Genomic DNA, 23004 nt, shown 5'->3' on the forward strand with positions numbered 1-23004 from the left:
GCTCGTGGCAGTCGTAGCCATCGCTCATCGCCGCACCCCGGTCTCCGCGCAGGCAGCGCACCCGACGCGCCTCACCTCCGCGCCGGGTGCTCCTGCGGCGTGCCCAGGGCCCGGCGCCTCGCCGTCGTCCAGAGCGACCCGCGGGGTGTGGCACAATGGCTAGCTGTACTCGACAGCCGCACAGGACCCCTCTCTCCTCCGGCTGACGCGTCCATCGGGCACTCGGGTACCGCAACCCCACGCGGCAATCTCGCCGTGCCCAAACACGTCAAATCCAGGAGAACCCACTCCAGTGGCAGTCAAGATCAAGCTGAAGCGTCTGGGCAAGATCCGTTCGCCTCACTACCGCATCGTCGTCGCCGACTCCCGCACCCGTCGTGACGGCCGTGCGATCGAGGAGATCGGCAAGTACCAGCCGACCTACAACCCGTCGGTCATGGAGGTGGACGCCGAGCGCGTCGCCTACTGGCTCGGTGTCGGTGCCCAGCCGACCGAGCCCGTGCTCGCCATCCTCAAGAAGACCGGCGACTGGCAGAAGTTCAAGGGCGAGCCCGCCCCGGCGCCGCTGCTCGTCGCCGCGCCGAAGGCCGCGCGTCCGACGTTCGAGGCGCTCGGCGGTGACGACGAGGGCAAGGGTGAGGCCATCACCCAGAAGAAGAAGGCTGAGAAGAAGGACGAGGCCGCGGCTGAGTCCGAGTCGACCGAGGCCTGAGCACCATGCTCGAAGAGGCGCTTGAGCACCTCGTGAAGGGCATCGTCGACAACCCCGACGATGTGCAGGTCGCCTCGCGCGACCTGCGCCGCGGGCGCGTGCTGGAGGTCCGGGTGCACCCCGACGACCTCGGCAAGGTGATCGGCCGCAACGGCCGTACCGCTCGCGCCCTGCGTACCGTCGTGGGCGCCATCGGCGGTCGCGGAGTCCGGGTCGACCTCGTCGACGTGGACCACGTCCGCTGACGCTTCATCGCAACCGGCTCGGGCCGGGGAGGGCCACTGGGCCGTCCCCGGCCCGTAGTCGTATGGCTGGTCGTACGAGTCCTATGACAGGAGAACAAGCACAGTGCAGCTGGTAGTCGCACGGATCGGCCGCGCCCACGGCATCAAGGGCGAGGTCACCGTCGAGGTACGTACCGACGAGCCGGAGCTCAGGCTCGCGCCCGGCGCCGTACTCGCCACCGATCCCGCCTCGACGGGACCGCTGACCATCGAGACGGGCCGGGTGCACAGCGGCCGTCTGCTCCTGCGCTTCGAAGGGGTCGAGGACCGTACCGGCGCCGAGGCCCTGCGCAACACCCTCCTGATCGCCGAGGTCGATCCGGAGGAGCTGCCCGAGGACGAGGACGAGTACTACGACCACCAGCTGATCGACCTGGACGTGGTCACCGTGGACGGCACCGAGGTCGGCCGGATCACCGAGATCTCGCACCTGCCCTCCCAGGACCTGTTCATCGTGGAGCGGGCCGACGGCAGCGAGGTGATGATCCCGTTCGTCGAGGAGATCGTCACCGAGATCGACCTGACGGAGCAGAAGGCGGTCATCGCGCCCCCGCCGGGCCTGATCGACGACCGGGCCGAGATCGCCTCCGCACGGGAAGAGTCGTAAGAGATGCGCCTCGACGTCGTCACGATCTTCCCCGAGTACCTGGAACCGCTGAACGTCTCGCTCGTCGGCAAGGCACGCGCGCGTGGACAGCTCGACGTGCGTGTGCACGACCTGCGGGCCTGGACCCACGACCGCCACAACACCGTCGACGACACACCGTACGGCGGCGGACCCGGCATGGTCATGAAGACCGACCCCTGGGGCGAGGCCCTCGACACCGTCCTCGCCGACGGCTATGAGACGGGTGCGCACGCCCCCGCCCTGATCGTGCCCACCCCCAGCGGCCGCCCCTTCACCCAGGAACTCGCGGTCGAACTCTCCGAGCAGCCCTGGCTGGTCTTCACACCGGCCCGTTACGAGGGCATCGACCGGCGGGTCATCGACGAGTACGCCACCCGGATGCCGGTCCACGAGGTGTCCATCGGCGACTACGTGCTCGCCGGCGGCGAGGCGGCCGTACTCGTCGTCACCGAGGCCGTGGCCAGGCTGCTGCCCGGCGTCCTCGGCAACGCCGAGTCGCACCGGGACGACTCCTTCGCGCCCGGCGCGATGGCCAACCTCCTGGAAGGCCCCGTCTACACCAAGCCGCCCGAGTGGCGGGGGCGTGACATCCCGGAGGTGCTGCTCAGCGGGCACCACGGGAAGATCGCCCGCTGGCGCCGTGACGAGGCCCTGAAACGCACGACGGCGCACCGGCCCGACCTGATCGAGCGCTGCGAGCCCCAGGCGTTCGACAAGAAGGACCGCGAGATGCTCTCCGTCCTGGGCTGGGAACCGGACCCGCAGGGAGCGCCCCACGGCCGATTTTGGCGCCGGGCCCCCGGCGTGGAAGAATAGGCGGCTGTTGTGCCGTGAACCGTCCGGTGTGCGCCCCTGCCACAGGGGGAGACGACGCCCACCCCGACGGCCCGGCCCATCTCCCGAGAACCTCTAGTTCCGTTGATGACCTGTGGCATCAGCGAAGAAAGCAGAAGAAAATGGCTCACCTGCTCGACACCGTCGACTCCGCGTCGCTGCGCAGCGACGTCCCGGCCTTCCGCCCGGGTGACACCGTCAACGTCCACGTCCGCGTCATCGAGGGCAACCGCTCCCGTGTGCAGCAGTTCAAGGGCGTTGTGATCCGCCGCCAGGGCAGCGGTGTCCGCGAGACCTTCACGGTCCGCAAGGTCTCCTTCTCCGTCGGCGTCGAGCGCACCTTCCCGGTGCACACCCCGATCGTCGAGAAGATCGAGCTCGTCACCCGCGGTGACGTGCGTCGCGCCAAGCTGTACTACCTGCGCGACCTGCGCGGCAAGGCCGCGAAGATCAAGGAGAAGCGCGACAACTGATCGCGCGACCGGCTCGCGATCGACAGGCGAGCGAGCCGATAAGAAAGTGCCTTACCGGGGCCGGATAACATCTGGCTCCGATGGACACCGAAGCACAGCCGACGGAGCGCGACCGCTCCTCCAGCCCCGAACCAGAGGCCGCGGAGGACCGGTCGCGTTTCGCGTTCCTGACGCGGGTCGCCGACTGGCTGCCCGGCGGCTGGATCACCCTGACCCTCTTCACCTGCCTGGCGTTCTTGCTCGTCCTCAACACGTTCGTGGCGCAACCGTTCCAGATTCCCAGCGGATCCATGGAACAGGGATTGAGGATCGGGGACCGGGTTCTCGTAAATAAGTTGGCGTACCGTTTCGGTGCCGAGCCGCGCCGGGGCGATGTCGTCGTGTTCGACGGCACCGGGTACTTCGGGGACGCCGACTACATCAAACGCGTTGTCGGTGTGGGAGGAGACCTCGTGGTCTGCTGCGACAAGGAGGGGAGGATCAAGGTGAACGGCCGGCCGGTCGACGAGACCGCGTTCCTCTATCCCGGGGACACCCCGTCCACCGTGCCCTTCTACGTCGAGGTACCCGAGGGGACGCTCTTCGTCCTGGGGGACCACCGCGGCGACTCCAGCGACTCCCGCGACCATCTGGGCTCGCCCGGCGGCGGCATGATCCCCGTCGGGGACGTGATCGGCCGGGCCGACTGGATCGTCTGGCCGTACGCGCACTGGACCCACCTCACCCGTCCCGCCGCCTACGCGCGCGTGCCGGCGGCACAGGGGTCGAAGGGGGCGGGAGCGGCCCATGGGTAACCGCGGCAAACCGCGCGGCGTGCCCAGCGACGCCACCGCCAATCTGCTGCCCACCGGGCTCAGGCGTTCCTCCGGCCCGACCGGCGGCCGGTCCCGCGCGGAGCGGCGCAAGCTGCAGCGCAAGGTCAAGCGCAAACGCCGGCGCTCCGCGGTACGGGAGATACCGCTCCTGGTCGGTGTGGCCGTCCTGATAGCCCTCGTGCTGAAGACGTTCCTCGTCCAGGCCTTCGTGATCCCCTCCGGTTCGATGGAGGAGACGATCCGCATCGGCGACCGGGTACTGGTCGACAAGTTCACCCCGTGGTTCGGCTCCGAGCCGCACCGCGGTGACGTCGTCGTCTTCCACGACCCGGGCGGCTGGCTGGCCGACGAGCAGACCACCAAGGCGAACGACCCGGTCGTCGTCAAGCAGGTCAAGGAAGGGCTCACCTTCATCGGCCTGCTGCCCTCCGCCAACGAGAAGGACCTCATCAAGCGGGTCATCGGCGTCGGCGGCGACCACGTCAAGTGCTGCGACGCACAGGGCCGGGTCACCGTCAACGGCGTACCGCTGACCGAGGGCGACTACCTCTATCCGGGGAACGCGCCGTCCGCCACCGAGTTCGACATCACCGTCCCGCAGGGGCGGCTGTGGGTGATGGGCGACCACCGCGGCAACTCGGCCGACTCCCGGGCGCATCAGGACACCGACTACGGCGGCACGGTCCCGGTGAGCCTGGTGGTGGGCCGTGCCAAGTGGATCGGCTGGCCGTTCGGGCACTGGAGCTCGCTGGACGAACCTAAAACCTTCGCAAGCGTTTCCAACTCCGTGTCGGGGTCGACCGCGGCTCCCCTGCTGTCGCATAGGGTTGCCTCCGACGATCCGAACGGATACATCCAACTCCCGACCCCTGCGGAACTCCCGCTCGTTATGGGAGTGGTGGGCCTGCGCCGGGGATGGCGCGGGCGGCGGCACGGAGTAAGGAGTTGGCGTGGGGGATGTGGCGGTTGGCGCACGGTCGGGACACGACGGCGAGGAGCACAGCGGGCGCCCCGTGGAGAATGTCCCCCCCGTCGACGGTGGTTCCACCTCCGGGAATGACGGTGGTCCGGCCGGAGACGGCGGTCCGGCGGACGGCCCGTACCCCCGCGGTGGCGGCGGGGACACGGGCGGGGGCACGGGCGACACGGCGGCGTCCGCACCGAAGAAGCCCCGTTCCTTCTGGAAGGAACTGCCGATCCTGATCGGTATCGCGCTGGTCCTGGCGCTGCTGATCAAGACGTTTCTGGTGCAGGCGTTCTCGATCCCGTCGGACTCGATGCAGAACACCCTCCAGCAGGGTGACCGCGTCCTGGTCGACAAGCTCACCCCGTGGTTCGGCTCCAAGCCGGACCGCGGCGAGGTCGTGGTCTTCCACGACCCGGACGACTGGCTGGCCGGCGAGCCCACGGCTCAGCCGAACGCGATCCAGACGTTCCTCAGCTGGATCGGCCTGATGCCGTCCGCCGAGGAGAAGGACCTCATCAAGCGGGTCATCGGCGTCGGCGGCGACACCGTCTCCTGCAAGAACAGCGGCCCGCTCATGGTCAACGGCCACGCGCTGAACGAGCCGTATGTGTACCCGGGCAACACCCCGTGCAGTGTCGACGACCAGGGCGGCCAGTTCACGGTGAAGGTGCCCAAGGGCTACATCTGGGTGATGGGCGACCACCGCCAGAACTCCCGCGACTCCCGCTACAACCAGTCCGACAGCCATCACGGCATGGTCCCGGTCAAGGACGTCGTCGGCCGTGCCATCGTCAAGGCCTGGCCGATCAACCGGTGGGGCACCCTGCCCGTCCCGGACACCTTCGACCAGAGCGGCATCAACACGCAGTCGTCCGCCGCGGCCTCCCTCTCGGTGGCCCCGGAGGGCGTGGCCGTCGCGGCGGTCCTGCCGGTCGTGGTGTGGCGCCGCCGGCGGGGCGAGCGGATCCAGTCGAAGTTCGAGAAGCGCCCTGCTGCCGCCGGCAAGCGCTGACCGGCCCGTGTGAAGCCCTTGGGGAGCTTGTGACCAGGGGCGGGAAAGAAGGGCTGCCCCTGCCCGGTACCGCCTGCTGCCGCCGGCAAGCGCTGACCGGCCCGTGTGAAGCCCTTGGGGAGCTTGTGACCAGGGGCGGGAAAGAAGGGCTGCCCCTGCCCGGTACCGCCGGGTAGGGTGCGGCCTCATGGGTGGCGAGAGCACGATACGTACGGCCCCGCGCAGCGGAGGCACCAGCACCGGTACGGCGCAGGCCGGCAGCAGGCTCGGAAATCGCTTGTCCGGGATCGCCGTCGCGCTGGGCATCGTGCTGTTCCTCGGCGGGTTCGCCTGGGGTGCCGTGGTCTACCGGCCGTACACCGTGCCCACCAGTTCCATGACTCCGACGATCGACGCCGGCGACCGGGTCCTCGGCCAGCGCGTCGACGGCAGCGAGGTGCGCCGGGGTGACGTCGTGGTCTTCCACGACACGAGCTGGGTCTCCAACGCGGACGTCGTCAAGCGTGTGGTGGCGGTCGGCGGTGACACCGTCGCCTGCTGCACGAACGGCAAGCTGACCGTCAACGGCAAGCAGATCGACGAGCCGTACCTGCCGGCGGGCAGCCAGGCCGAGCTCCAGGGCTTCCCGACGGTCACCGTTCCCAGAGGCCGGCTCTTCCTCCTCGGTGACGAGCGCCAGGGGTCCCTGGACTCCACCGCGCACCTCACGGACGCGGCCAAGGGCACGGTGGCCCGCAGCGCCGTGCGCGCCCGGGTGGACTCCGTCGTCTGGCCGATGAAGGGCCTGCTCAAGCGCCCGACCGGGTTCGAGACGCTCGGTGCCCTCTCCCAGCCGGGCCCGCTGCGGATCATCGAGTTCATGATCGTGGCCGGTGCCGTGCTGGTGCTCGCCGGCGGCGCCTACGGCCCGATCGCCGGCCTGATGGGCCGCTCCCGCACCCGCGGCCGCACGGAGTCCGCCGGTGCCCGCTGAGGCGCTTGTGGAGGGTGCCCCGGGCGCTCCGCGCAAGGTGGCCCGGGTGGTCCTGCTCGACCCCGACGACCGCATCCTGCTCCTGCACGGCCACGAACCGGACGATCCGGCCGACGACTGGTGGTTCACGCCCGGCGGCGGACTGGAGGGCGAGGAGACCCGTGAGCAGGCCGCACTGCGGGAACTCGCGGAGGAGACCGGCATCACGGACGTCGAACTCGGCCCGCTGCTGTGGCGGCGGATCTGCTCGTTCCCGTTCGCCGGCCGCCGCTGGGAGCAGGACGAGTGGTACTACCTGGCCCGTACGGCGCATACGTTTGAGGTGACACCCGAGGCCGGCGCCCTGACCGAGCTGGAGCGGCGCAGTGTCGTCGGAGCACGTTGGTGGACGTGCCGGGAACTGACCCGGGCACATGAGACGGTGTATCCGACCAGACTCGCCGAGCTGTTCCGTAGGCTGCTCGACGAAGGTCCCCCCGTCAGGCCCGTCACCCTTGACACGGAAATCGTCTAGGGGCGCGCGGGACTGGCGCACAATGGTGGGATCGCACGGCTGAAGGGGAACATGCCATGAGCGCCGAGGACCTCGAAAAGTACGAGACCGAGATGGAGCTGAAGCTCTACCGGGAGTACCGCGATGTCGTCGGTCTGTTCAAATACGTGATCGAGACCGAGCGGCGCTTCTACCTCACCAACGACTACGAGATGCAGGTCCACTCGGTCCAGGGTGAGGTGTTCTTCGAGGTGTCCATGGCGGATGCCTGGGTCTGGGACATGTACCGGCCGGCCCGGTTCGTGAAACAGGTTCGCGTCCTGACGTTCAAGGACGTGAACATCGAGGAGCTGAACAAGACCGACCTGGAGCTCCCGGGCGGGTGAGCCGGGCTCCCGGGGCGACGACGGGTGTCACTCGTGTGAGTGACGGAGTTGTCCACAACCGCTGAGTAACCCACCAAGATCCACTTGACGGTGGCGGATGCGTGACGGTTGGCGCCGGAGGTGGTGCCGACATGAACACGAACCGGGCGCGCAGCGCACTCGGCAAGTACGGCGAGACGCTGGCCGCGCGGCGGCTGACGGAGGCCGGTCTGACGATCCTGGAGCGCAACTGGCGCTGCGGCAGGACCGGCGAGATCGACATCGTGGCGCGGGACGGGGACGTCCTGGTGATCTGCGAGGTCAAGACCCGGCGGGCGGGGCTCTTCGAACAGCCCATGGCCGGGGTGACCCCCGTGAAGGCGGAGCGCCTGCGGGGCCTCGCGGAACACTGGATCCACGCACACGGGGGAGCGCCGCCGGGCGGTGTCCGCATCGACGTGGTCGGCGTGCTCCTGCCGCAGCGCGGGGCGCCCGTGGTGGAGCACGCGCGGGGGGTGGCCTGAGATGGGGTTCGCACGGACGTGCTCGGTGGCGCTGGTGGGCGTCGAGGGCGTGGTGGTCGAGGTCCAGGCCGATCTGGAGCCCGGCGTGGCGGCGTTCACGCTCGTGGGGCTGCCGGACAAGAGCCTCACGGAGAGCAGGGACCGGGTCAGGGCGGCGGTGGTGAACTCGGGGACCGCCTGGCCCTCGAAGAAGCTCACGGTGGGGCTGAGCCCGGCGTCGGTGCCGAAGGCGGGCTCGGGGTTCGACCTCGCCGTCGCGTGCGCCGTGCTCGGGGCAGCCGAGCGGATCGATCCGAGGGTGCTGTCCGACATCGTGATGATCGGGGAGCTGGGTCTGGACGGGCGGGTGCGTCCGGTACGGGGCACCCTGCCGGCGGTGCTGGCCGCGGCCGACGCCGGTTACGAACAGGTCGTCGTGCCGGAATGCGCCGCCACCGAGGCCGCGCTGGTGCCCAACGTCTCCGTGCTGGGCGTGCGCAGCCTCCGGCAGCTGATCGCGATCCTCGCGGACGAGCCGGTGCCCCACGAGGAGCCGGACGAGCCGGGACGCCCCGATCCGCTGCTCGCCGGCCTGCGGATGCCGGGTTCGGGCGCGGCCACCGGGATGCACGGCGCGCCAGCCGCACAGCAGGACCAGGGCCACGACCTGGCGGACGTCGTCGGCCAGCTGTCGGCCCGCACGGCCGTCGAGGTGGCGGCGGCGGGCGGCCACCACCTCTTCCTGGAGGGACCGCCGGGTGCGGGCAAGACCATGCTCGCGGAGCGGCTCCCGGCCGTGCTGCCCCGGCTGACCCGGGAGGAGTCGCTCGAGGTCACGGCGGTGCACTCGGTGGCGGGACTGCTGCCGCCGGGCAAACCCCTGGTCGACGCCGCTCCCTACTGCGCCCCGCACCACTCGGCCACCATGCAGGCCCTGGTCGGCGGCGGCCCCGGGATGGCCCGTCCCGGAGCGGTTTCGCTCTCTCACCGGGGAGTTCTCTTCCTCGACGAGACCCCGGAGTTCACCACCCGTGCGCTGGACGCGCTACGGCAGCCGCTGGAGGCCGGTCATGTGGTGATCGCGCGCAGCGCGGGCGTGGTGCGGTTCCCGGCGAAGTTCCTGATGGTGCTCGCGGCGAATCCGTGCCCCTGCGGGCGGTTCTCCCTCGCCGACGACTTCTGCGAGTGTCCGCCCTCGGCCGTCCGCCGATACCAGGCCCGGCTCTCCGGCCCGCTCCTGGACCGGGTCGACCTGCGCGTACAGGTGGACCGGCTGACACGGGCCCAGCTCGCCGAGCGGGGCGTCCGCGGCGAGTCCACAGCGATGGTCGCGGACCGGGTGCGCTCGGCCCGGGAGCGGGCGGCCCTGCGCCTCGCCGGAAGCCCCTGGCGGACCAACAGCCAGGTGCCCGGCCGTGAGCTGCGCAGCCGCTGGCACGCAGTGCCGGGAGCCATGGACGAGGCCGAGCGCAACCTGGAGCGGGGCGTGCTGACCGCCCGCGGTCTGGACCGTGTCCTGCGCGTCGCCTGGACGGTCGCCGACCTCGCCGGGCACGACCGTCCGGACGCGGCGGACGTGGCTCTGGCGCTGCAGTTGCGCACCGGGGTCCCGCGGGGCGTGCCGATGGTCATCGGGGCGTCGGCATGACCGACGACCGCACGCTGCTGGCCCGGGTCTTCCTCTCCCGGGTCGTCGAACCCGGTGACGAGGTGGCCGGACGGTGGATCCGGGAGGGGGGCGTGCACGAGCTGGTCCAGCGGCTCAGAAGCGCAGGCGAGGCCCTGCCGGGCGTCAGCGGCAAGCGGTGGGCGGGGCTGCTGGCCCGGGCGGGGCAGGCCGATCCCCGCGCGGACCTCGTCCTCGCCCAGCGGGCCGGAGCACGGTTCGTCGCCCCCGGTGACACCGAGTGGCCCACCCAGCTCGACGACCTCGGTGACGCCCGTCCCCTCGGGCTGTGGGTGCGGGGCAGGCCGAGCCTGCGGGTGTGGGCGCTCCGGGCCGTCGCCGTCGTCGGGGCGCGGGCCTGCACCGAGTACGGGGCGCACATGGCGGCCACCCTCGCCGCGGGGCTCGCCGAGCGCGGCTGGGTGGTGGTGTCCGGCGGTGCCTACGGCGTGGACGGCGCCGCCCACCGCGGAGCCCTCGGCGCCGGCGGTGCCACCGTCGCGGTGCTGGCCTGCGGGGTCGACCGGCCCTACCCCCGAGGGCACACCGAGTTGATCGGCAGGATCGCCGAACAGGGCCTGGTGGTGGGGGAGTTGCCGCCCGGTGACCATCCGACGCAGAGCAGGTTCGTGCTCCGCAACCGGGTGATCGCGGCGCTGACCAGGGGGACCGTGGTAGTGGAGGCCGCCCACCGCAGCGGCTCGCTGGTCACCGCGCGGGCGGCACAGCGGCTCGGCCGGTTCACCATGGGCGTGCCGGGACCCGCCACGAGCGGCCTCTCGGCCGGGGTGCACGAACTGCTGAGGGGGGAGGCCGCCCTCGTCACGGACGCCGCGGAAGTCGTCGAACTCGTGGGCGACATGGGCGAGCTGGCACCGGCCAGGCGCGGTCCCGTCCTCCCGCGTGACCTGCTGGAACCCGGCGCCAGGCGGGTCCTGGCCGCGCTGCCGGGGAGTCGGCCGGCGTCACCCGAAGAGGTGGCGCGAGGCGCTCAGACGTCCGAGGACGAGGCCGTCGCCCGACTGTACGAACTCCGAGCACTTGGTTACGTCGAACGACACGGCGACGGCTGGAAGTTGACACGCCAGGCGGTGATCTCGGTCCGCGAGGGTCGCAGTCCGTGCTGACCGAGCGTGTTCGGCCGTCCGGGGGAAGACCCGACACCCTTGGGAATTCCCGGAGTTGACACCTCCGGCCGATCACGCAGAGCGATGTTCCGTGCGCGGCCGGACGCGCCGTGCGGGGGGTTCGCGCGGGGGTGGAGCCTCGGTGTTCGCGCACCGCGACTCCCCAGTCACGCTACGCTCACGAAAGCCCTGACGCAGACCGCGCCAACCTGCACCAGACGTACACCTCGCCCAACCCGCACCTCTCATCCCCGCCCACCCCCTTCACGGCGCATCACGGCACTTCCTGGCACTTCACGGCAGAACGGCACAAGGCGACGAATGCCCCAGCACACCTCCGGGTCCGACCGGGCGGCGATCCCCCCAGCCGCCCGCGACGGTGGCAGCGTGCGGCCGCCCGCTCCCTCGACGCTCGACGAGCTGTGGCGGTCGTACAAGGCGACGGGGGACGACCGGCTGCGGGAACAGCTGATCCTGCACTACTCACCGCTGGTGAAGTACGTGGCGGGACGGGTGAGCGTCGGCCTGCCGCCCAATGTGGAACAGGCCGACTTCGTCTCCTCCGGGGTGTTCGGGCTGATCGACGCGATCGACAAGTTCGACGTCGACCGGGAGATCAAGTTCGAGACGTACGCGATCACCCGGATCCGGGGCGCGATGATCGACGAGCTGCGGGCGCTGGACTGGATCCCCCGGTCCGTACGGCAGAAGGCGCGCAACGTCGAGCGGGCGTACGCCACGCTGGAGGCCCGGCTGCGCAGGACCCCCTCGGAGAGCGAGGTGGCCGCCGAGCTGGGCATCGAGGTCGAAGAACTCCACGCCGTCTTCAGTCAGTTGTCGCTGGCCAACGTGGTGGCGCTGGAGGAGCTGCTGCACGTCGGAGGCGAGGGGGGCGACGGCCTGAGCGTCATGGACACGCTGGAGGACACCGCCGCGGACAACCCCGTGGAGGTGGCCGAGGACCGGGAACTGCGACGGTTCCTGGCGCGGGCCATCAACACCCTGCCGGATCGGGAGAAGACCGTGGTGACCCTCTATTACTACGAGGGACTCACGCTCGCCGAGATCGGCAACGTGCTCGGGGTCACCGAGAGCCGGGTGAGCCAGATCCACACGAAGTCCGTGCTGCAGCTGCGGGCGAAGCTGGCGAGTTTCGGCCGCTGAGCGGCGCCTCCCCGGTCGCTGAACTGCGGGTTCTGGCGCGTGCCGGCCGGAGTGACCCGTGTCCCGGCCGTGCTGTCTCCCGTCCGGCGCGGCGCGTCCGTACAGTGGTCGACGTGCCAAGGATTCGAGCGGCCTCCGTGGCCGAGCACCGGTCGATGCAGCGAGCCGCCCTGCTGGACGCGGCGCGGTCCCTCCTGTCGGAGGGCGGGACGGAGGCGCTGACGTTCCCCGCGCTCGCCGAGCGGACGGGGCTCGCCCGCTCCTCGGTGTACGAGTACTTCCGATCGCGGGCCGCGGTGGTCGAGGAGCTGTGCGAGGCCGACTTCCCGGTGTGGGCTGCGGAGGTCGAGGCCGCGATGGAGCGGGCGGGTTCCGGCGAGGGCAAGGTCGAGGCCTACGTGCGGCAGCAACTCGCGCTGGTCGGGGACCGGCGGCACCGGGCGGTGGTCGCGATCTCGGCGAGCGAGCTGGACGCGGGGGCGCGGGAGAAGATCCGCGCCGCGCACGGCGGGCTGGTCGCGATGATCGTGGACGCGCTGGGGGAGCTGGGTCACGAGCAGCCCCGGCTGGCGGCGATGCTCGTGCAGGGGGTGGTGGACGCGGCGGTTCGGCGTATCGAGCTGGGTGCGGCCGAGGATCCGACGGTCATCACCGAGGCGGCCGTGGCCATGGCCCTGCGGGGCGTGCGGGGCTGAGACGGGGTGAAGCGCTCCGGTTCACCCTTCCGGTAGCGGGACGCCCAGGACCGGCAGCAGCCTCGACGGACCCCCGTTCAGCAGCCGCGGCGGCAACAGCAGCAACGGGTTCACGTACACGTCCCCCCTGAGCAGACCCCAGTGCACACACGCACTCGCACCGCAGTGCGCGCCCGCCGTCGCCACCTGTTCCACGGTCCCCACCACCTGCCCCGCCGTCACCTCCTCCCCCTTGCGCACCCGCGCCGTCACCGGTTCGTACGTCGTGCGCAGGTCCGTCCCGGCGAGCAGCACCGACACCACGCCCCTGCCCGCCACCCGTCCGGCGAAGGAGATCCGGCCCGCCGCCACCGCCCGGACCGCCGTGCCTGGCGGGGCGCCCAGGTCGATCCCGCGGTGGCCGGGGCCGTACACCGTCGCCGGCGGCTCCCAGCCCCGCAGGACCGGCGGCCGCGTCCCCACCGGCCAGGCGCGGCCGATCGCCGGGACCGCCCCCGCAGGGGGCGGGGGATCCTCCGCCCAGGCCGCCCAGGCCCCTGCCCGGGCGAAGGTCCAGAGCCAGGTCCCTGTCACCATGAGCAGCAGTGGCAGCCACCGCATCGTTCGTCGCATCACGCACATGACCGAACCGTCCCGTAAACCGCCGATCATGGCCGGTACCTGTGGATTACTCACGGGTTGTGGACAGCGGCGTCACCCGGCGCCCCGCGGGTCCCGTACACTTCCCTTGGCGATCCGGGTCACCGGGTCGACTTCGCACGCCCCGACACCAGGTCAGTAACACGGCCGGGGTCAGCGCTTCTCGGTCCTTCGTGGCACAGCGCAAACGGGCGTCAGGCGCGGGAACCGTCCGGTACCCGCGGCACAACCGAGACATTCAAGGAGATACGGCCATGGCCGTCGTCACGATGCGGGAGCTGCTGGAGAGCGGCGTCCACTTCGGTCACCAGACCCGTCGCTGGAACCCGAAGATGAAGCGCTTCATCTTCACCGAGCGCAACGGCATCTACATCATCGACCTGCTCCAGTCGCTGTCGTACATCGACCGCGCCTACGAGTTCGTCAAGGAGACCGTCGCCCACGGCGGCACGGTCATGTTCGTCGGCACGAAGAAGCAGGCGCAGGAGGCCATCGCGGAGCAGGCCACCCGCGTCGGCATGCCCTACGTCAACCAGCGCTGGCTGGGCGGCATGCTCACCAACTTCTCGACCGTCTACAAGCGTCTGCAGCGCCTCAAGGAGCTCGAGCAGATCGACTTCGAGGACGTCGCCGCGTCCGGTCTGACCAAGAAGGAGCTTCTCGTGCTGTCGCGCGAGAAGGCCAAGCTGGAGAAGACCCTCGGCGGTATCCGCGAGATGCAGAAGGTGCCCAGCGCCGTCTGGATCGTGGACACCAAGAAGGAGCACATCGCGGTCGGCGAGGCCCGGAAGCTCAACATCCCGGTCGTCGCCATCCTCGACACCAACTGCGACCCCGACGAGGTCGACTACAAGATCCCGGGCAACGACGACGCGATCCGCTCCGTCACCCTGCTCACCCGCGTGATCGCCGACGCCGTGGCCGAGGGCCTCATCTCCCGCTCCGGTGTCGCCACCGAGGGCAAGGAGAAGGCCGCCGGCGAGCCGCTGGCTGAGTGGGAGCGCGACCTGCTCGAGGGCGAGAAGAAGGCCGACGAGCCCGAGGTCCAGACCTCCGCCGAGACCGAGAAGGTCGCCGACGCCGAGCAGGCCGAGGCTCCGGCTGCCGCCGAGGCCGCTGCCGAGGCCCCCGCGGCCGAGGCTGCCGCCGCGGACGCCGAGCAGGCCTGACCCGTCAGCGTTGACGGCGGGGGCAGCGACATCCCGAACGCCCCCGCCGTTCATCCACAGATTCGCGTTCCACATCTCCGTGTGGTTCGTGGATCGGGCAGATCTCCCGACTTCGAGAAAGACTTAACGACTCATGGCGAACTACACCGCCGCTGACGTCAAGAAGCTCCGCGAGCTCACCGGCGCCGGCATGATGGACTGCAAGAAGGCCCTGGACGAGGCCGAGGGCGACGTCGACAAGGCTGTCGAGGCGCTCCGCATCAAGGGCCAGAAGGGCGTCGCCAAGCGCGAGGGCCGCTCCGCCGAGAACGGCGCCGTGGTCTCGATCATCGCCGACGACAACTCCTCCGGCGTCCTCGTCGAGCTGAAGTGCGAGACGGACTTCGTCGCCAAGGGCGAGAAGTTCCAGGCCGCCGCCAACGCCATCGCCGAGCACGTCACCAAGTCCTCCTACGCGGACCTGGACGCACTGCTCGCCTCCGAGATCGAGCCCGGCAAGACCGTCCAGGCGTTCGTGGACGAGGCCAACGCCAACCTCGGCGAGAAGATCGTCCTGGAGCGCTTCGCGCAGTACGCCGACGGTTTCGTGCTCGCGTACATGCACCGCACGATGCCCGACCTGCCCCCGCAGATCGGTGTCCTCGTCGAGCTCGACAAGCCGAACGCCGAGGTCGCCAAGGGCGTCGCCCAGCACATCGCCGCCTTCGCGCCGAAGTACCTCTCCAAGGATGAGGTGCCGGCCGAGGTCGTCGAGTCCGAGCGCCGTATCGCCGAGGAGACCACCCGCGCCGAGGGCAAGCCCGAGGCCGCGCTCCCGAAGATCGTCGAGGGTCGCCTCAACGGCTTCTTCAAGGACGCCACGCTGCTCGGCCAGCCGTACGCGCTCGACAACAAGAAGTCCGTCCAGAAGGTTCTGGACGAGGCCGGTGTCACCCTGAAGCGCTTCACGCGCATCAAGGTCGGCATCTGAGTCCGTACCGCGATCGACGCGCGACCCGTGGGGAAATCCCGATAGGGTCGGTCGACAGCAGCCGTCCGGTACCCGGCCAGACCCAGGGTCGTGACGGACGGCAGCAGATCTGACGAGGAGGCCATTGCCGCGCATGGGCAGCGAAAAGCGACCCCACCGGCAATGGTCTTCTTCGTATGTGCACCACGTGAAAGAGGCGGGATCTCCATGACCACCAAGGCTCAGAAGAGCGACGACGGCAAAGTACGCGGCCGGTTTCTGCTGAAGCTGTCCGGAGAGGCGTTCGCCGGTGGCGGCGGCCTGGGCGTGGACCCCGACGTCGTGCACAAGATCGCCCGCGAGATCGCGGCCGTCGTCCGCGACGGCGCGGAGATCGCCGTCGTCATCGGCGGCGGCAACTTCTTCCGCGGTGCGGAGCTCCAGCAGCGCGGCATGGACCGGGCCCGCTCGGACTACATGGGCATGCTCGGCACGGTGATGAACTGCCTGGCCCTCCAGGACTTCCTGGAGAAGGAGGGCATCGACAGCCGGGTGCAGACCGCGATCACCATGGGTCAGGTCGCCGAGCCGTACATCCCGCTGCGCGCCGTGCGCCACCTGGAGAAGGGCCGCGTGGTCATCTTCGGCGCCGGAATGGGCATGCCGTACTTCTCCACCGACACCACCGCCGCCCAGCGCGCCCTGGAGATCGACGCCGAGGCGCTGCTCATGGGCAAGAACGGCGTGGACGGGGTCTACGACTCCGACCCCAAGAAGAACCCGGACGCCGTCAAGTTCGACTCCCTCGGCTACGGCGAGGTCATCACCCGCGAGCTCAAGGTCGCCGACGCCACGGCGATCACGCTCTGCCGCGACAACAGGCTGCCGATCCTCGTGTTCGAGCTGCTCGTGGAGGGCAATATCGCGCGAGCGGTCAAGGGTGAGAAGATCGGCACGCTGGTGGGTGACCAGGGCGGCCGGGCCTGACCGGCACCGCCTGACGCACCCTGACCGGGGGATGGACAATGTCCTGCCGGTCGGGAACCGTGCAGGAAACAAGACGCGACGCAGCCGGCCGCCGCCCGCACAGGAACCGCAGCCGGGCCTTACTCAAGACACGCAGGAGCAAGTGGTGATCGAAGAGACCCTCCTCGAAGCCGAGGAGAAGATGGAGAAGGCCGTCGTGGTCGCCAAGGAGGACTTCGCCGCGATCCGTACCGGTCGTGCGCACCCGGCGATGTTCAACAAGATCGTGGCCGACTACTACGGCGCGCCGACGCCGATCAACCAGCTGGCCTCGTTCTCCGTGCCGGAACCGCGCATGGCGGTCGTGACCCCGTTCGACAAGACCGCGCTGCGCAACATCGAGCAGGCGATCCGCGACTCGGACCTGGGTGTCAACCCGAGCAACGACGGCAACATCATCCGGGTGGTGTTCCCGGAGCTCACCGAGGAGCGCCGCCGCGACTACATCAAGGTCGCCAAGGGCAAGGCGGAGGACTCCCGGGTGTCCATCCGTTCCGTGCGCCGCAAGGCCAAGGACGCCATCGACAAGCTGATCAAGGACGGCGAGGTCGGCGAGGACGAGGGCCGTCGCGCCGAGAAGGAGCTCGACGACACCACCGCGAAGTACGTCGCGCAGGTGGACGAGCTCCTCAAGCACAAGGAAGCGGAGCTTCTCGAAGTCTGATGAACGACTCATCCTGGGGAGCGCCGCCACACGCCGGTCCGCAGGCCGGGCAGCCCGGGTACTGGGGGCCGACCGGTCAGGGGTACGGCCAGGGTCCTGCCGAGGACCGGGCGTACGACGGCCAGGGTCCAGTCCAGGGCCAGGGCTACGACCAGGGCCCGGTCCAGGGCCAGGGTTATGCCGACGGTTCCGGCCGCGGCCAGGGCTACGACCGGGTTCCCGGCCAGGGGTACGACCAGGGCTACGCCCATGGCTACGGCCAGGGCCATGTCCAGGGAGCCGCCCCGGCGGGTCCCGCGTACGATGCGCATGACGCGCAACAGACTCGCCCCATGCCCATCGTGCCCGACGACGTACCCGCGTACGGCGGAGACCAGGACGACGACCGGGGGGCCGCTCGGCTGAACGGCCCCCTGTTCCGAGACGAGACGTTCCAGGACGGTACGTTCCGTGACGGGACGTACCGTGACGACACCTCGTCGGCGCAGCCTCTGCCCACCGCGGCGGCGCCGCAGAATCCGGAGCCCATGCCCGACGCCTCGCAGCCGGCGCCCGCGCCGCAGAAGAAGAGCGCGGGCCGGGACCTGGGCGCGGCCATAGGTGTCGGCGTCGGACTGGGCGTCGTGATCGTGGCGTCCCTGTTCGTCGTCAAGGCCGTCTTCGTCGGCGTGGTCGCGGTCGCCGTCGTGGTGGGCCTGTGGGAACTGACCAGCCGGCTCCAGGAACGCAAGGGCATCAAGGCGCCCCTGGTCCCGCTGGCGCTGGGCGGTGCGGCGATGGTGGTCGCCGGCTACGCCCGCGGTGCCGAGGGCGCCTGGGTCGCCCTCGCGCTCACCGGGCTGGCGGTCCTGGTCTGGCGGATGACGGAACCGCCGGAGGGCTACCTCAGGGACGTCACGGCGGGTCTCTTCGCGGCGTTCTACGTCCCGTTCCTGGCGACCTTCGTCTCCATGATGCTCACCGCCGACGACGGCCCCCGCCGGGTGATCACCTTCCTGCTCCTCACGGTGGTCAGCGACACCGGCGCCTACGCGGTCGGCTGGCGTTTCGGCACCCACAAGCTCGCTCCGCGCATCAGCCCCGGCAAGACCCGCGAGGGCCTGGTCGGCGCGGTGCTGTTCGCCATGGTCGCGGGCGCGCTGTGCATGCAGTTCCTGATCGACGACGGCACCTGGTGGCAGGGTTTGCTGCTGGGCCTCGCGGTCGCGGCCAGCGCCACCCTCGGCGACCTCGGCGAGTCCATGATCAAGCGGGACCTGGGCATCAAGGACATGGGCACCCTGCTCCCCGGTCACGGCGGAATCATGGACCGACTGGACTCCCTGCTGCCGACAGCTCCGGTCGTGTGGCTGCTGATGGTGCTCTTCGTCGGCAGCGGCTGACGTACACCTGGTGTGTCCGGGCCCCCGTCCTGCACAGGGCGGGGGCCCGTCGGCCTGCCCGGCCCCGGATGACGCAACAGAAATCGCATGGCCCCTCCGGTCGGAGCAGACTCCCTGTGAGGACGCCGCGTCCTCCGACGCGGTCCTCCGACGCGCAGGGAGTACGCCCCTGCCCCTCGACCCGGCCCCGGCCGCCACCCCGGACCCGCCCCCGCCGCCTCCGGTGCGGTCCTGGCCCGTCGACGACCTGCCCGCGCTCGACCCCGACCCGTTCCTCGACGAGATGCTGCGGGACGAGCCGGTCACGCGGATCAGACTGGCGCACGGCGAGGGCCACGCCTGGCTCGTCACCCGGTACGAGGACTGCCGTCTCGTGACCTCCGACCACCGCTTCTCCCGGGAACAGGTCGTCGGCCGTGACGTCACCAGCATGCGCCCGGAGCCCGTGGCCTCGCAGACGGCGGGCCTGCAGTACATCGACCCGCCCCGGCACAACCGGCTGCGCCGGGTCGTCGCCCGCGCCTTCACCGGGCGGGCCATGCAGCGGCTGCGGCCGATGGCCGAGCGCCGGGCCGCGGCACTGCTCGACGTGATGGCGGCCGCCGGGCCGCCCGCCGACCTCATGGAGCACCTGCACGGCCCCTTCCCGGTCGCCGTGGTCCGTGACTTCCTCGGCGTCGACGAGAAGGACTGGCATCGCTGGGCGGCGACCGGCGAGGCCCTGCTGTCCGCCGGTGCCGACTCCGAGGAGCGCACCAAGGAGGCCGCCCGGACCACCCGGACCCGGATCGCCGAACTGCTCCGGCACCGGCGCGATGAATCCCGGGAGGACCTCGCCGGAGTGCTGGCGCTGGCCACCGTGGCCGGCGAGATCACCGAGGACGAGGCGATCTCCCTGGCCACCGCGATCCAGGTGAGCGGCGGTCACGCGGTCCGCAACAACAGCGGCTCGATGATGTACGCGTTGCTCACCCACCCCGGCCATCTGGAGCGGCTGCGCCGTGAGCCGGAGCTGCTCCCCAGGGCCGTGGACGAGCTCTTCCGCTACGTCCCGCACCGCAACGGCGTCGGCATCCCGCGGGTCGCCGTCGAGGACGTCGTGGTCGGCGGCCAGACGATCCGGGCCGGTGAGGTCGTCTACAACGCGTATGTCGCCGCCAACCGCGATCCCGCGGTCTTCCCCGACCCCGACGAGCTGGACTTCGACCGCGCCGACGGCCCCCACCTGGCGTTCGGACACGGTCCGCACCACTGCATGGCGGCGATCATGGCCCGTATGGAGGCCGAGATCATGATCGGCTCGGTCCTGACCCGCTTCCCCGGCATCCGGCTGGCCGTACCCGCCGAGGAGGTCGAGTTCCAGCTGCACGGGCTGATCCGCGGGCCGCGCACACTGCCGGTGACCTGGTGACCGGCAGGCGTTCCGCACGGTCATCCGAGCGGGGATCACCATCCCCGGCTCCCAGGAAAGCCGTGCTCTCGCAAGCGGGTCTCCGCTGGTCATCCGTGCTGGTCCCCATACCACTCGAACGAGGGAGCAGCCGGCGCGGCTCCGGATGTCGTAAATCAGGCAGGCGTCTTTCCGCCCCGTCAGGCATGTGTGCGGGCGGGTCCTGTGCCGCATCGGCGGGCGGAGAACTGCCGTGCGAGCACTGAGACACCCTCACAGGCTGACGACGACCAGGGCGGTGTCGTCTGTGACGCCTTCGGCGGGGATCAGGTCGTTCATCACGGCATCGGCGAGTGCTTCGGGGGTGGTGAGTTCCCTGTGGCGGATCAGGGCGTCGGTGAGTTGGCCGAGTCCGGTGTCGATGTCCTGGTGGCGGCGTTCGATGAGGCCGTCGGTGTAGAGCAGGAGGGTGCCGCCGTCGGTGAAGGCGGTGGTGGCTTCCGGCCGCGGGCTGGACTCGAGGACGGCATCCAGCGGCGGATCGGTCGCCCGGTCCAACAACTCCACAGTGCCGTCGCCGCGAAGAAGGACCGGAGGGGGGTGGCCGGCGCTGGAGTAGGTGATGAGGTGGCGGCTGAAGTCGACGAAGGCGGTCACCGCCGTGGTCGACTCGGCGCCGGTGACGCAATGCGCGTACCGGCCGAGGACCTCGAGGGCCTGGGCGGGGCCGGTGGCGACCAGGGAGGTGGCGGACAGGGCGCTGCGGAGCCGACCCATGATGCCCGCGGCCTCCAGGCCGTGGCCGACGACATCGCCCACTGCCACGGCGATCTTGTCGCCGTCCTGGAGTTGGACCAGGTCGTACCAGTCGCCGCAGACATTGAGGGAGCCGACCGCGGGCCGGTAGCGGACGGCGTACCGGTGATGGCCGATCGGGGGCGGAACGGGGAGCATGGCGCGCTGCAGGGCGAGGGCGACCTCACGCTCACGGGCATGGGCGCGACGCAGGCGCTCGTTCACTTCGTGCAGCTGCCGCATCCGGCTGAAGAGCTCGGCCTCGAGCCGGCGTGAGCCGTCCGGCCGGCTGGTGGCGCGCAGGAGTTCAGTGACTTCCTCGACGCGGTGGATCACCAGGGCGATGTGGCCGTCGGGCGCGAAGAGGGGCGCGTTGACCGAGCTCCAGTAGCGTTCCTCCCAATGGCCGGGGCGCTGCGCGGATTCCACGTCGTAGCGCTGCAGGTCCATGTCGATCTCGCGGTTGGCCAGGACCGCGCGCAGGGATGTCTCCAGGTGGCGGGCGCTGGAGGCTGCCGGGTCCTGCGGGCTGCCGGGGAAGGCGTCGAAGAGGTAGCGGCCCACCACCTGGTCGCGGCTGCGTCCGGCCTGGCGCAGCCACGCGAGGTTGGCGTCGGCGAAGACCAGATCGGGAGTCAGCAGAGCGACTGCGCCCGGCAGTGCCTGGAACACTGCCGCGTAGTCGATATTCATGGATGCAGGATATGGATGAATGGTGTGATTCACGCTTACCGGCGTCCTCCTGACGGAGACCCGGGCCTTTCTCTGCCGGCGGCAGCCCGGTCAGGAAGCCAAGGCCCTGGTTACCGCAAGCCAAGGCCCTGGTGGACGGGGAGGTCCTCCGGCGCACCGCCCGCAACCGTCAGGTCAAGGGCCGGCTCGGTGAGTGGCCGACAGCCGACGAGCGATCTCCGCCGGGCCGTCCCTGGGTCGTCCCGTGCCGCTCGGCGATGACAGGTGACCCTGCCGACGGCAGGCGTGGCGAGCGCCCGCCCCAGGTCACCCGATTGGATCTGCGACACTGGTAGCGCCATGCCTAAGCCCGGAGAACTTACCTTTGTCGCGCCGCGCGGAGCCAAGAAGCCGCCGCGGCATCTCGCCGACCTCACGCCCGCCGAGCGCAAGGACGCGGTGGCCGAGATCGGTGAGAAGCCGTTCCGCGCCAAGCAGCTCTCGCAGCACTACTTCGCGCGGTACACGCACGAGCCCGAGCAGTGGACGGACATTCCGGCCGGCTCCCGGGACCGGCTGCGGGACGCGTTGTTCCCCGAGCTGATGACCGTCGTGCGGCATCTGTCGACCGACGAGGGGACGACACGCAAGACGCTGTGGCGGCTGTTCGACGGCACGCTCGTGGAGTCCGTGCTGATGCGCTACCCGGACCGGGTGACCATGTGCATCAGCTCACAGGCGGGGTGCGGGATGAACTGCCCGTTCTGCGCGACCGGCCAGGCGGGCCTGGACCGGAACCTGTCCGCCGCCGAGATCGTCCACCAGATCGTGGACGGGATGCGGGCGCTCAGGGACGGGGACGTGCCGGGCGGCCCGGCGCGGCTCTCCAACATCGTGTTCATGGGCATGGGCGAGCCCCTCGCCAACTACAAGCGCGTCGTCACCGCCATCCGCGCGCTGACCGACCCGGCCCCGGACGGCCTGGGCCTGTCCCAGCGCGGGATCACCGTGTCGACGGTCGGGCTCGTGCCGGCCATCCACCGGTTCGCCGACGAGGGCCTCAAGTGCCGGCTGGCGATCTCCCTGCACGCCCCCGACGACGAACTGCGCGACACCCTGGTCCCCGTGAACACCCGGTGGAAGGTGCGCGAGGTCCTCGACGCGGGGTTCGAGTACGTCGAGAAGAGCGGGCGTCGGCTGTCGATCGAGTACGCCCTCATCCGGGACATCAACGACCAGGCGTGGCGGGGCGACCGGCTGGGCCGCCTGCTCAAGGGCAAGCCCGTGCACGTCAACCTCATCCCGCTGAACCCGACACCGGGCTCGAAGTGGACCGCCTCCCGGCCCGAGGACGAGAAGGCGTTCGTCGAGGCGATCGCCGCGCACGGTGTGCCCGTCACCGTCCGGGACACCCGCGGGCAGGAGATCGACGGGGCATGCGGTCAGCTCGCGGCGACCGAGCGGTAGGATCGGGACACATTTTCATATTCCGACAGGGGAGCGCCACAGCGCTGAGAGTGCGGCAATCGGGCCGCAGACCCTCTGAACCTCGCCCAGGTCATTCTGGGTAGGAAGTTCGGTCATCACTCAAGCTGTTGTGCCCTGCC

The 23004-nt window shown here is 70.5% G+C and carries 26 protein-coding genes and 1 riboswitch; of the genes, 23 read left to right on the plus strand and 3 right to left on the minus strand.

Features of this window, described 5'->3' with window-relative positions:
- The first annotated feature begins 292 nt into the window (after positions 1-292).
- The 16 genes from rpsP (at position 293) to ACFXI4_RS26620 (ending at position 12711) form a co-directional block, all read left to right on the plus strand.
- A complete protein-coding gene (gene rpsP / locus ACFXI4_RS26545; protein WP_362718974.1) occupies positions 293-712 on the plus strand; it encodes a 30S ribosomal protein S16 in 420 nt (139 codons plus the stop codon).
- Positions 713-717: 5 nt separating this feature from the next.
- Positions 718-957, plus strand: coding sequence for an RNA-binding protein (locus tag ACFXI4_RS26550; RefSeq protein ID WP_005479813.1), 240 nt, complete (start codon positions 718-720; stop codon positions 955-957).
- Between the two features lie 103 nt (positions 958-1060).
- Positions 1061-1603: a ribosome maturation factor RimM gene (rimM, locus tag ACFXI4_RS26555; protein WP_384995356.1), complete on the plus strand. Its 543-nt coding sequence runs from the start codon at positions 1061-1063 to the stop codon at positions 1601-1603.
- A gap of 3 nt (positions 1604-1606) precedes the next feature.
- Positions 1607-2440, plus strand: a complete 834-nt coding sequence (trmD, locus tag ACFXI4_RS26560; protein ID WP_384995359.1) for a tRNA (guanosine(37)-N1)-methyltransferase TrmD — start codon at positions 1607-1609, stop codon at positions 2438-2440.
- A gap of 140 nt (positions 2441-2580) precedes the next feature.
- Complete coding sequence (rplS, locus tag ACFXI4_RS26565; RefSeq protein WP_362718966.1) at positions 2581-2931, plus strand: 50S ribosomal protein L19; 351 nt, start codon at positions 2581-2583, stop codon at positions 2929-2931.
- 80 nt (positions 2932-3011) lie between these two features.
- Positions 3012-3725 carry a signal peptidase I gene (gene lepB / locus ACFXI4_RS26570; protein WP_384995361.1) on the plus strand — a complete coding sequence of 238 codons (714 nt, stop codon included), beginning with the start codon at positions 3012-3014 and terminating at the stop codon, positions 3723-3725.
- Entirely contained in the window at positions 3718-4806 is a 1089-nt protein-coding gene (lepB, locus tag ACFXI4_RS26575; protein WP_384995363.1) for a signal peptidase I, read from the plus strand. The genes lepB (ACFXI4_RS26570) and lepB (ACFXI4_RS26575) overlap by 8 nt, the downstream gene beginning before the upstream one ends.
- Positions 4697-5725, plus strand: a complete 1029-nt coding sequence (gene lepB / locus ACFXI4_RS26580) for a signal peptidase I (protein ID WP_362718958.1) — start codon at positions 4697-4699, stop codon at positions 5723-5725. Before lepB (ACFXI4_RS26575) ends, lepB (ACFXI4_RS26580) begins: the two co-directional genes overlap by 110 nt.
- Before the next feature lie 187 nt (positions 5726-5912).
- Positions 5913-6698 (plus strand): signal peptidase I, encoded by a 786-nt coding sequence (gene lepB / locus ACFXI4_RS26585; RefSeq protein WP_362718955.1) that lies wholly within the window; start codon positions 5913-5915, stop codon positions 6696-6698.
- Positions 6688-7212, plus strand: coding sequence for an NUDIX hydrolase (locus tag ACFXI4_RS26590; protein WP_384995366.1), 525 nt, complete (start codon positions 6688-6690; stop codon positions 7210-7212). Before lepB (ACFXI4_RS26585) ends, ACFXI4_RS26590 begins: the two co-directional genes overlap by 11 nt.
- A 56-nt stretch (positions 7213-7268) precedes the next feature.
- Positions 7269-7577, plus strand: a complete 309-nt coding sequence (locus ACFXI4_RS26595) for a DUF2469 domain-containing protein (protein WP_008745401.1) — start codon at positions 7269-7271, stop codon at positions 7575-7577.
- A 131-nt stretch (positions 7578-7708) separates the two neighbouring features.
- Positions 7709-8080 (plus strand): YraN family protein, encoded by a 372-nt coding sequence (locus tag ACFXI4_RS26600; protein WP_362718951.1) that lies wholly within the window; start codon positions 7709-7711, stop codon positions 8078-8080.
- A gap of 1 nt (position 8081) precedes the next feature.
- Positions 8082-9707 carry a YifB family Mg chelatase-like AAA ATPase gene (locus ACFXI4_RS26605; RefSeq protein WP_384995370.1) on the plus strand — a complete coding sequence of 542 codons (1626 nt, stop codon included), beginning with the start codon at positions 8082-8084 and terminating at the stop codon, positions 9705-9707.
- Positions 9704-10852, plus strand: a complete 1149-nt coding sequence (gene dprA, locus ACFXI4_RS26610; RefSeq protein WP_384995373.1) for a DNA-processing protein DprA — start codon at positions 9704-9706, stop codon at positions 10850-10852. The genes ACFXI4_RS26605 and dprA overlap by 4 nt, the downstream gene beginning before the upstream one ends.
- A gap of 321 nt (positions 10853-11173) precedes the next feature.
- A complete protein-coding gene (whiG, locus tag ACFXI4_RS26615; RefSeq protein ID WP_362730496.1) occupies positions 11174-12016 on the plus strand; it encodes an RNA polymerase sigma factor WhiG in 843 nt (280 codons plus the stop codon).
- Positions 12017-12153: 137 nt separating this feature from the next.
- The gene (locus tag ACFXI4_RS26620) at positions 12154-12711 is read left to right on the plus strand and encodes a TetR/AcrR family transcriptional regulator (protein WP_384995491.1); all 558 of its coding nucleotides are present in this window, start codon (positions 12154-12156) and stop codon (positions 12709-12711) included.
- 21 nt (positions 12712-12732) lie between these two features.
- On the opposite strand, the gene ACFXI4_RS26625 is transcribed toward ACFXI4_RS26620, so the two are convergent.
- On the minus strand, positions 12733-13323 hold the full coding sequence (locus ACFXI4_RS26625) for a murein hydrolase activator EnvC family protein (protein WP_384995494.1): 591 nt from the start codon (positions 13321-13323) through the stop codon (positions 12733-12735).
- Positions 13324-13604: 281 nt separating this feature from the next.
- Here ACFXI4_RS26625 and rpsB point away from each other — a divergent pair, with 281 nt between their 5' ends.
- From rpsB to frr, 4 genes are all read left to right on the plus strand, one after another.
- Positions 13605-14519: a 30S ribosomal protein S2 gene (gene rpsB, locus ACFXI4_RS26630; protein WP_384995377.1), complete on the plus strand. Its 915-nt coding sequence runs from the start codon at positions 13605-13607 to the stop codon at positions 14517-14519.
- A gap of 133 nt (positions 14520-14652) precedes the next feature.
- Complete coding sequence (tsf, locus tag ACFXI4_RS26635; RefSeq protein ID WP_362715577.1) at positions 14653-15489, plus strand: translation elongation factor Ts; 837 nt, start codon at positions 14653-14655, stop codon at positions 15487-15489.
- A gap of 207 nt (positions 15490-15696) precedes the next feature.
- Entirely contained in the window at positions 15697-16455 is a 759-nt protein-coding gene (pyrH, locus tag ACFXI4_RS26640; RefSeq protein ID WP_351323560.1) for a UMP kinase, read from the plus strand.
- A gap of 145 nt (positions 16456-16600) precedes the next feature.
- The gene (frr, locus tag ACFXI4_RS26645; RefSeq protein ID WP_132889831.1) at positions 16601-17158 is read left to right on the plus strand and encodes a ribosome recycling factor; all 558 of its coding nucleotides are present in this window, start codon (positions 16601-16603) and stop codon (positions 17156-17158) included.
- A gap of 8 nt (positions 17159-17166) precedes the next feature.
- Here frr and ACFXI4_RS26650 read toward each other — a convergent pair whose 3' ends face one another.
- A complete protein-coding gene (locus ACFXI4_RS26650) occupies positions 17167-17469 on the minus strand; it encodes a hypothetical protein (RefSeq protein WP_384995381.1) in 303 nt (100 codons plus the stop codon).
- A gap of 21 nt (positions 17470-17490) precedes the next feature.
- Between ACFXI4_RS26650 and ACFXI4_RS26655 the strand changes: the two genes are divergently transcribed.
- Positions 17491-18540, plus strand: a complete 1050-nt coding sequence (locus ACFXI4_RS26655; RefSeq protein WP_384995384.1) for a phosphatidate cytidylyltransferase — start codon at positions 17491-17493, stop codon at positions 18538-18540.
- 223 nt (positions 18541-18763) lie between these two features.
- Positions 18764-19951, plus strand: coding sequence for a cytochrome P450 (locus ACFXI4_RS26660; protein WP_384995387.1), 1188 nt, complete (start codon positions 18764-18766; stop codon positions 19949-19951).
- 252 nt (positions 19952-20203) lie between these two features.
- On the opposite strand, the gene ACFXI4_RS26665 is transcribed toward ACFXI4_RS26660, so the two are convergent.
- A complete protein-coding gene (locus ACFXI4_RS26665) occupies positions 20204-21418 on the minus strand; it encodes a PP2C family protein-serine/threonine phosphatase (RefSeq protein WP_384995389.1) in 1215 nt (404 codons plus the stop codon).
- Positions 21419-21757: 339 nt separating this feature from the next.
- Here ACFXI4_RS26665 and rlmN point away from each other — a divergent pair, with 339 nt between their 5' ends.
- Complete coding sequence (gene rlmN / locus ACFXI4_RS26670; protein ID WP_384995391.1) at positions 21758-22864, plus strand: 23S rRNA (adenine(2503)-C(2))-methyltransferase RlmN; 1107 nt, start codon at positions 21758-21760, stop codon at positions 22862-22864.
- 17 nt (positions 22865-22881) lie between these two features.
- Positions 22882-22989: riboswitch (TPP riboswitch) on the plus strand.
- The last annotated feature ends 15 nt before the right edge of the window (positions 22990-23004 follow it).

Source organism: Streptomyces sp. NPDC059224 (genome assembly GCF_042754285.1).
Lineage (GTDB): Bacteria > Actinomycetota > Actinomycetes > Streptomycetales > Streptomycetaceae > Streptomyces.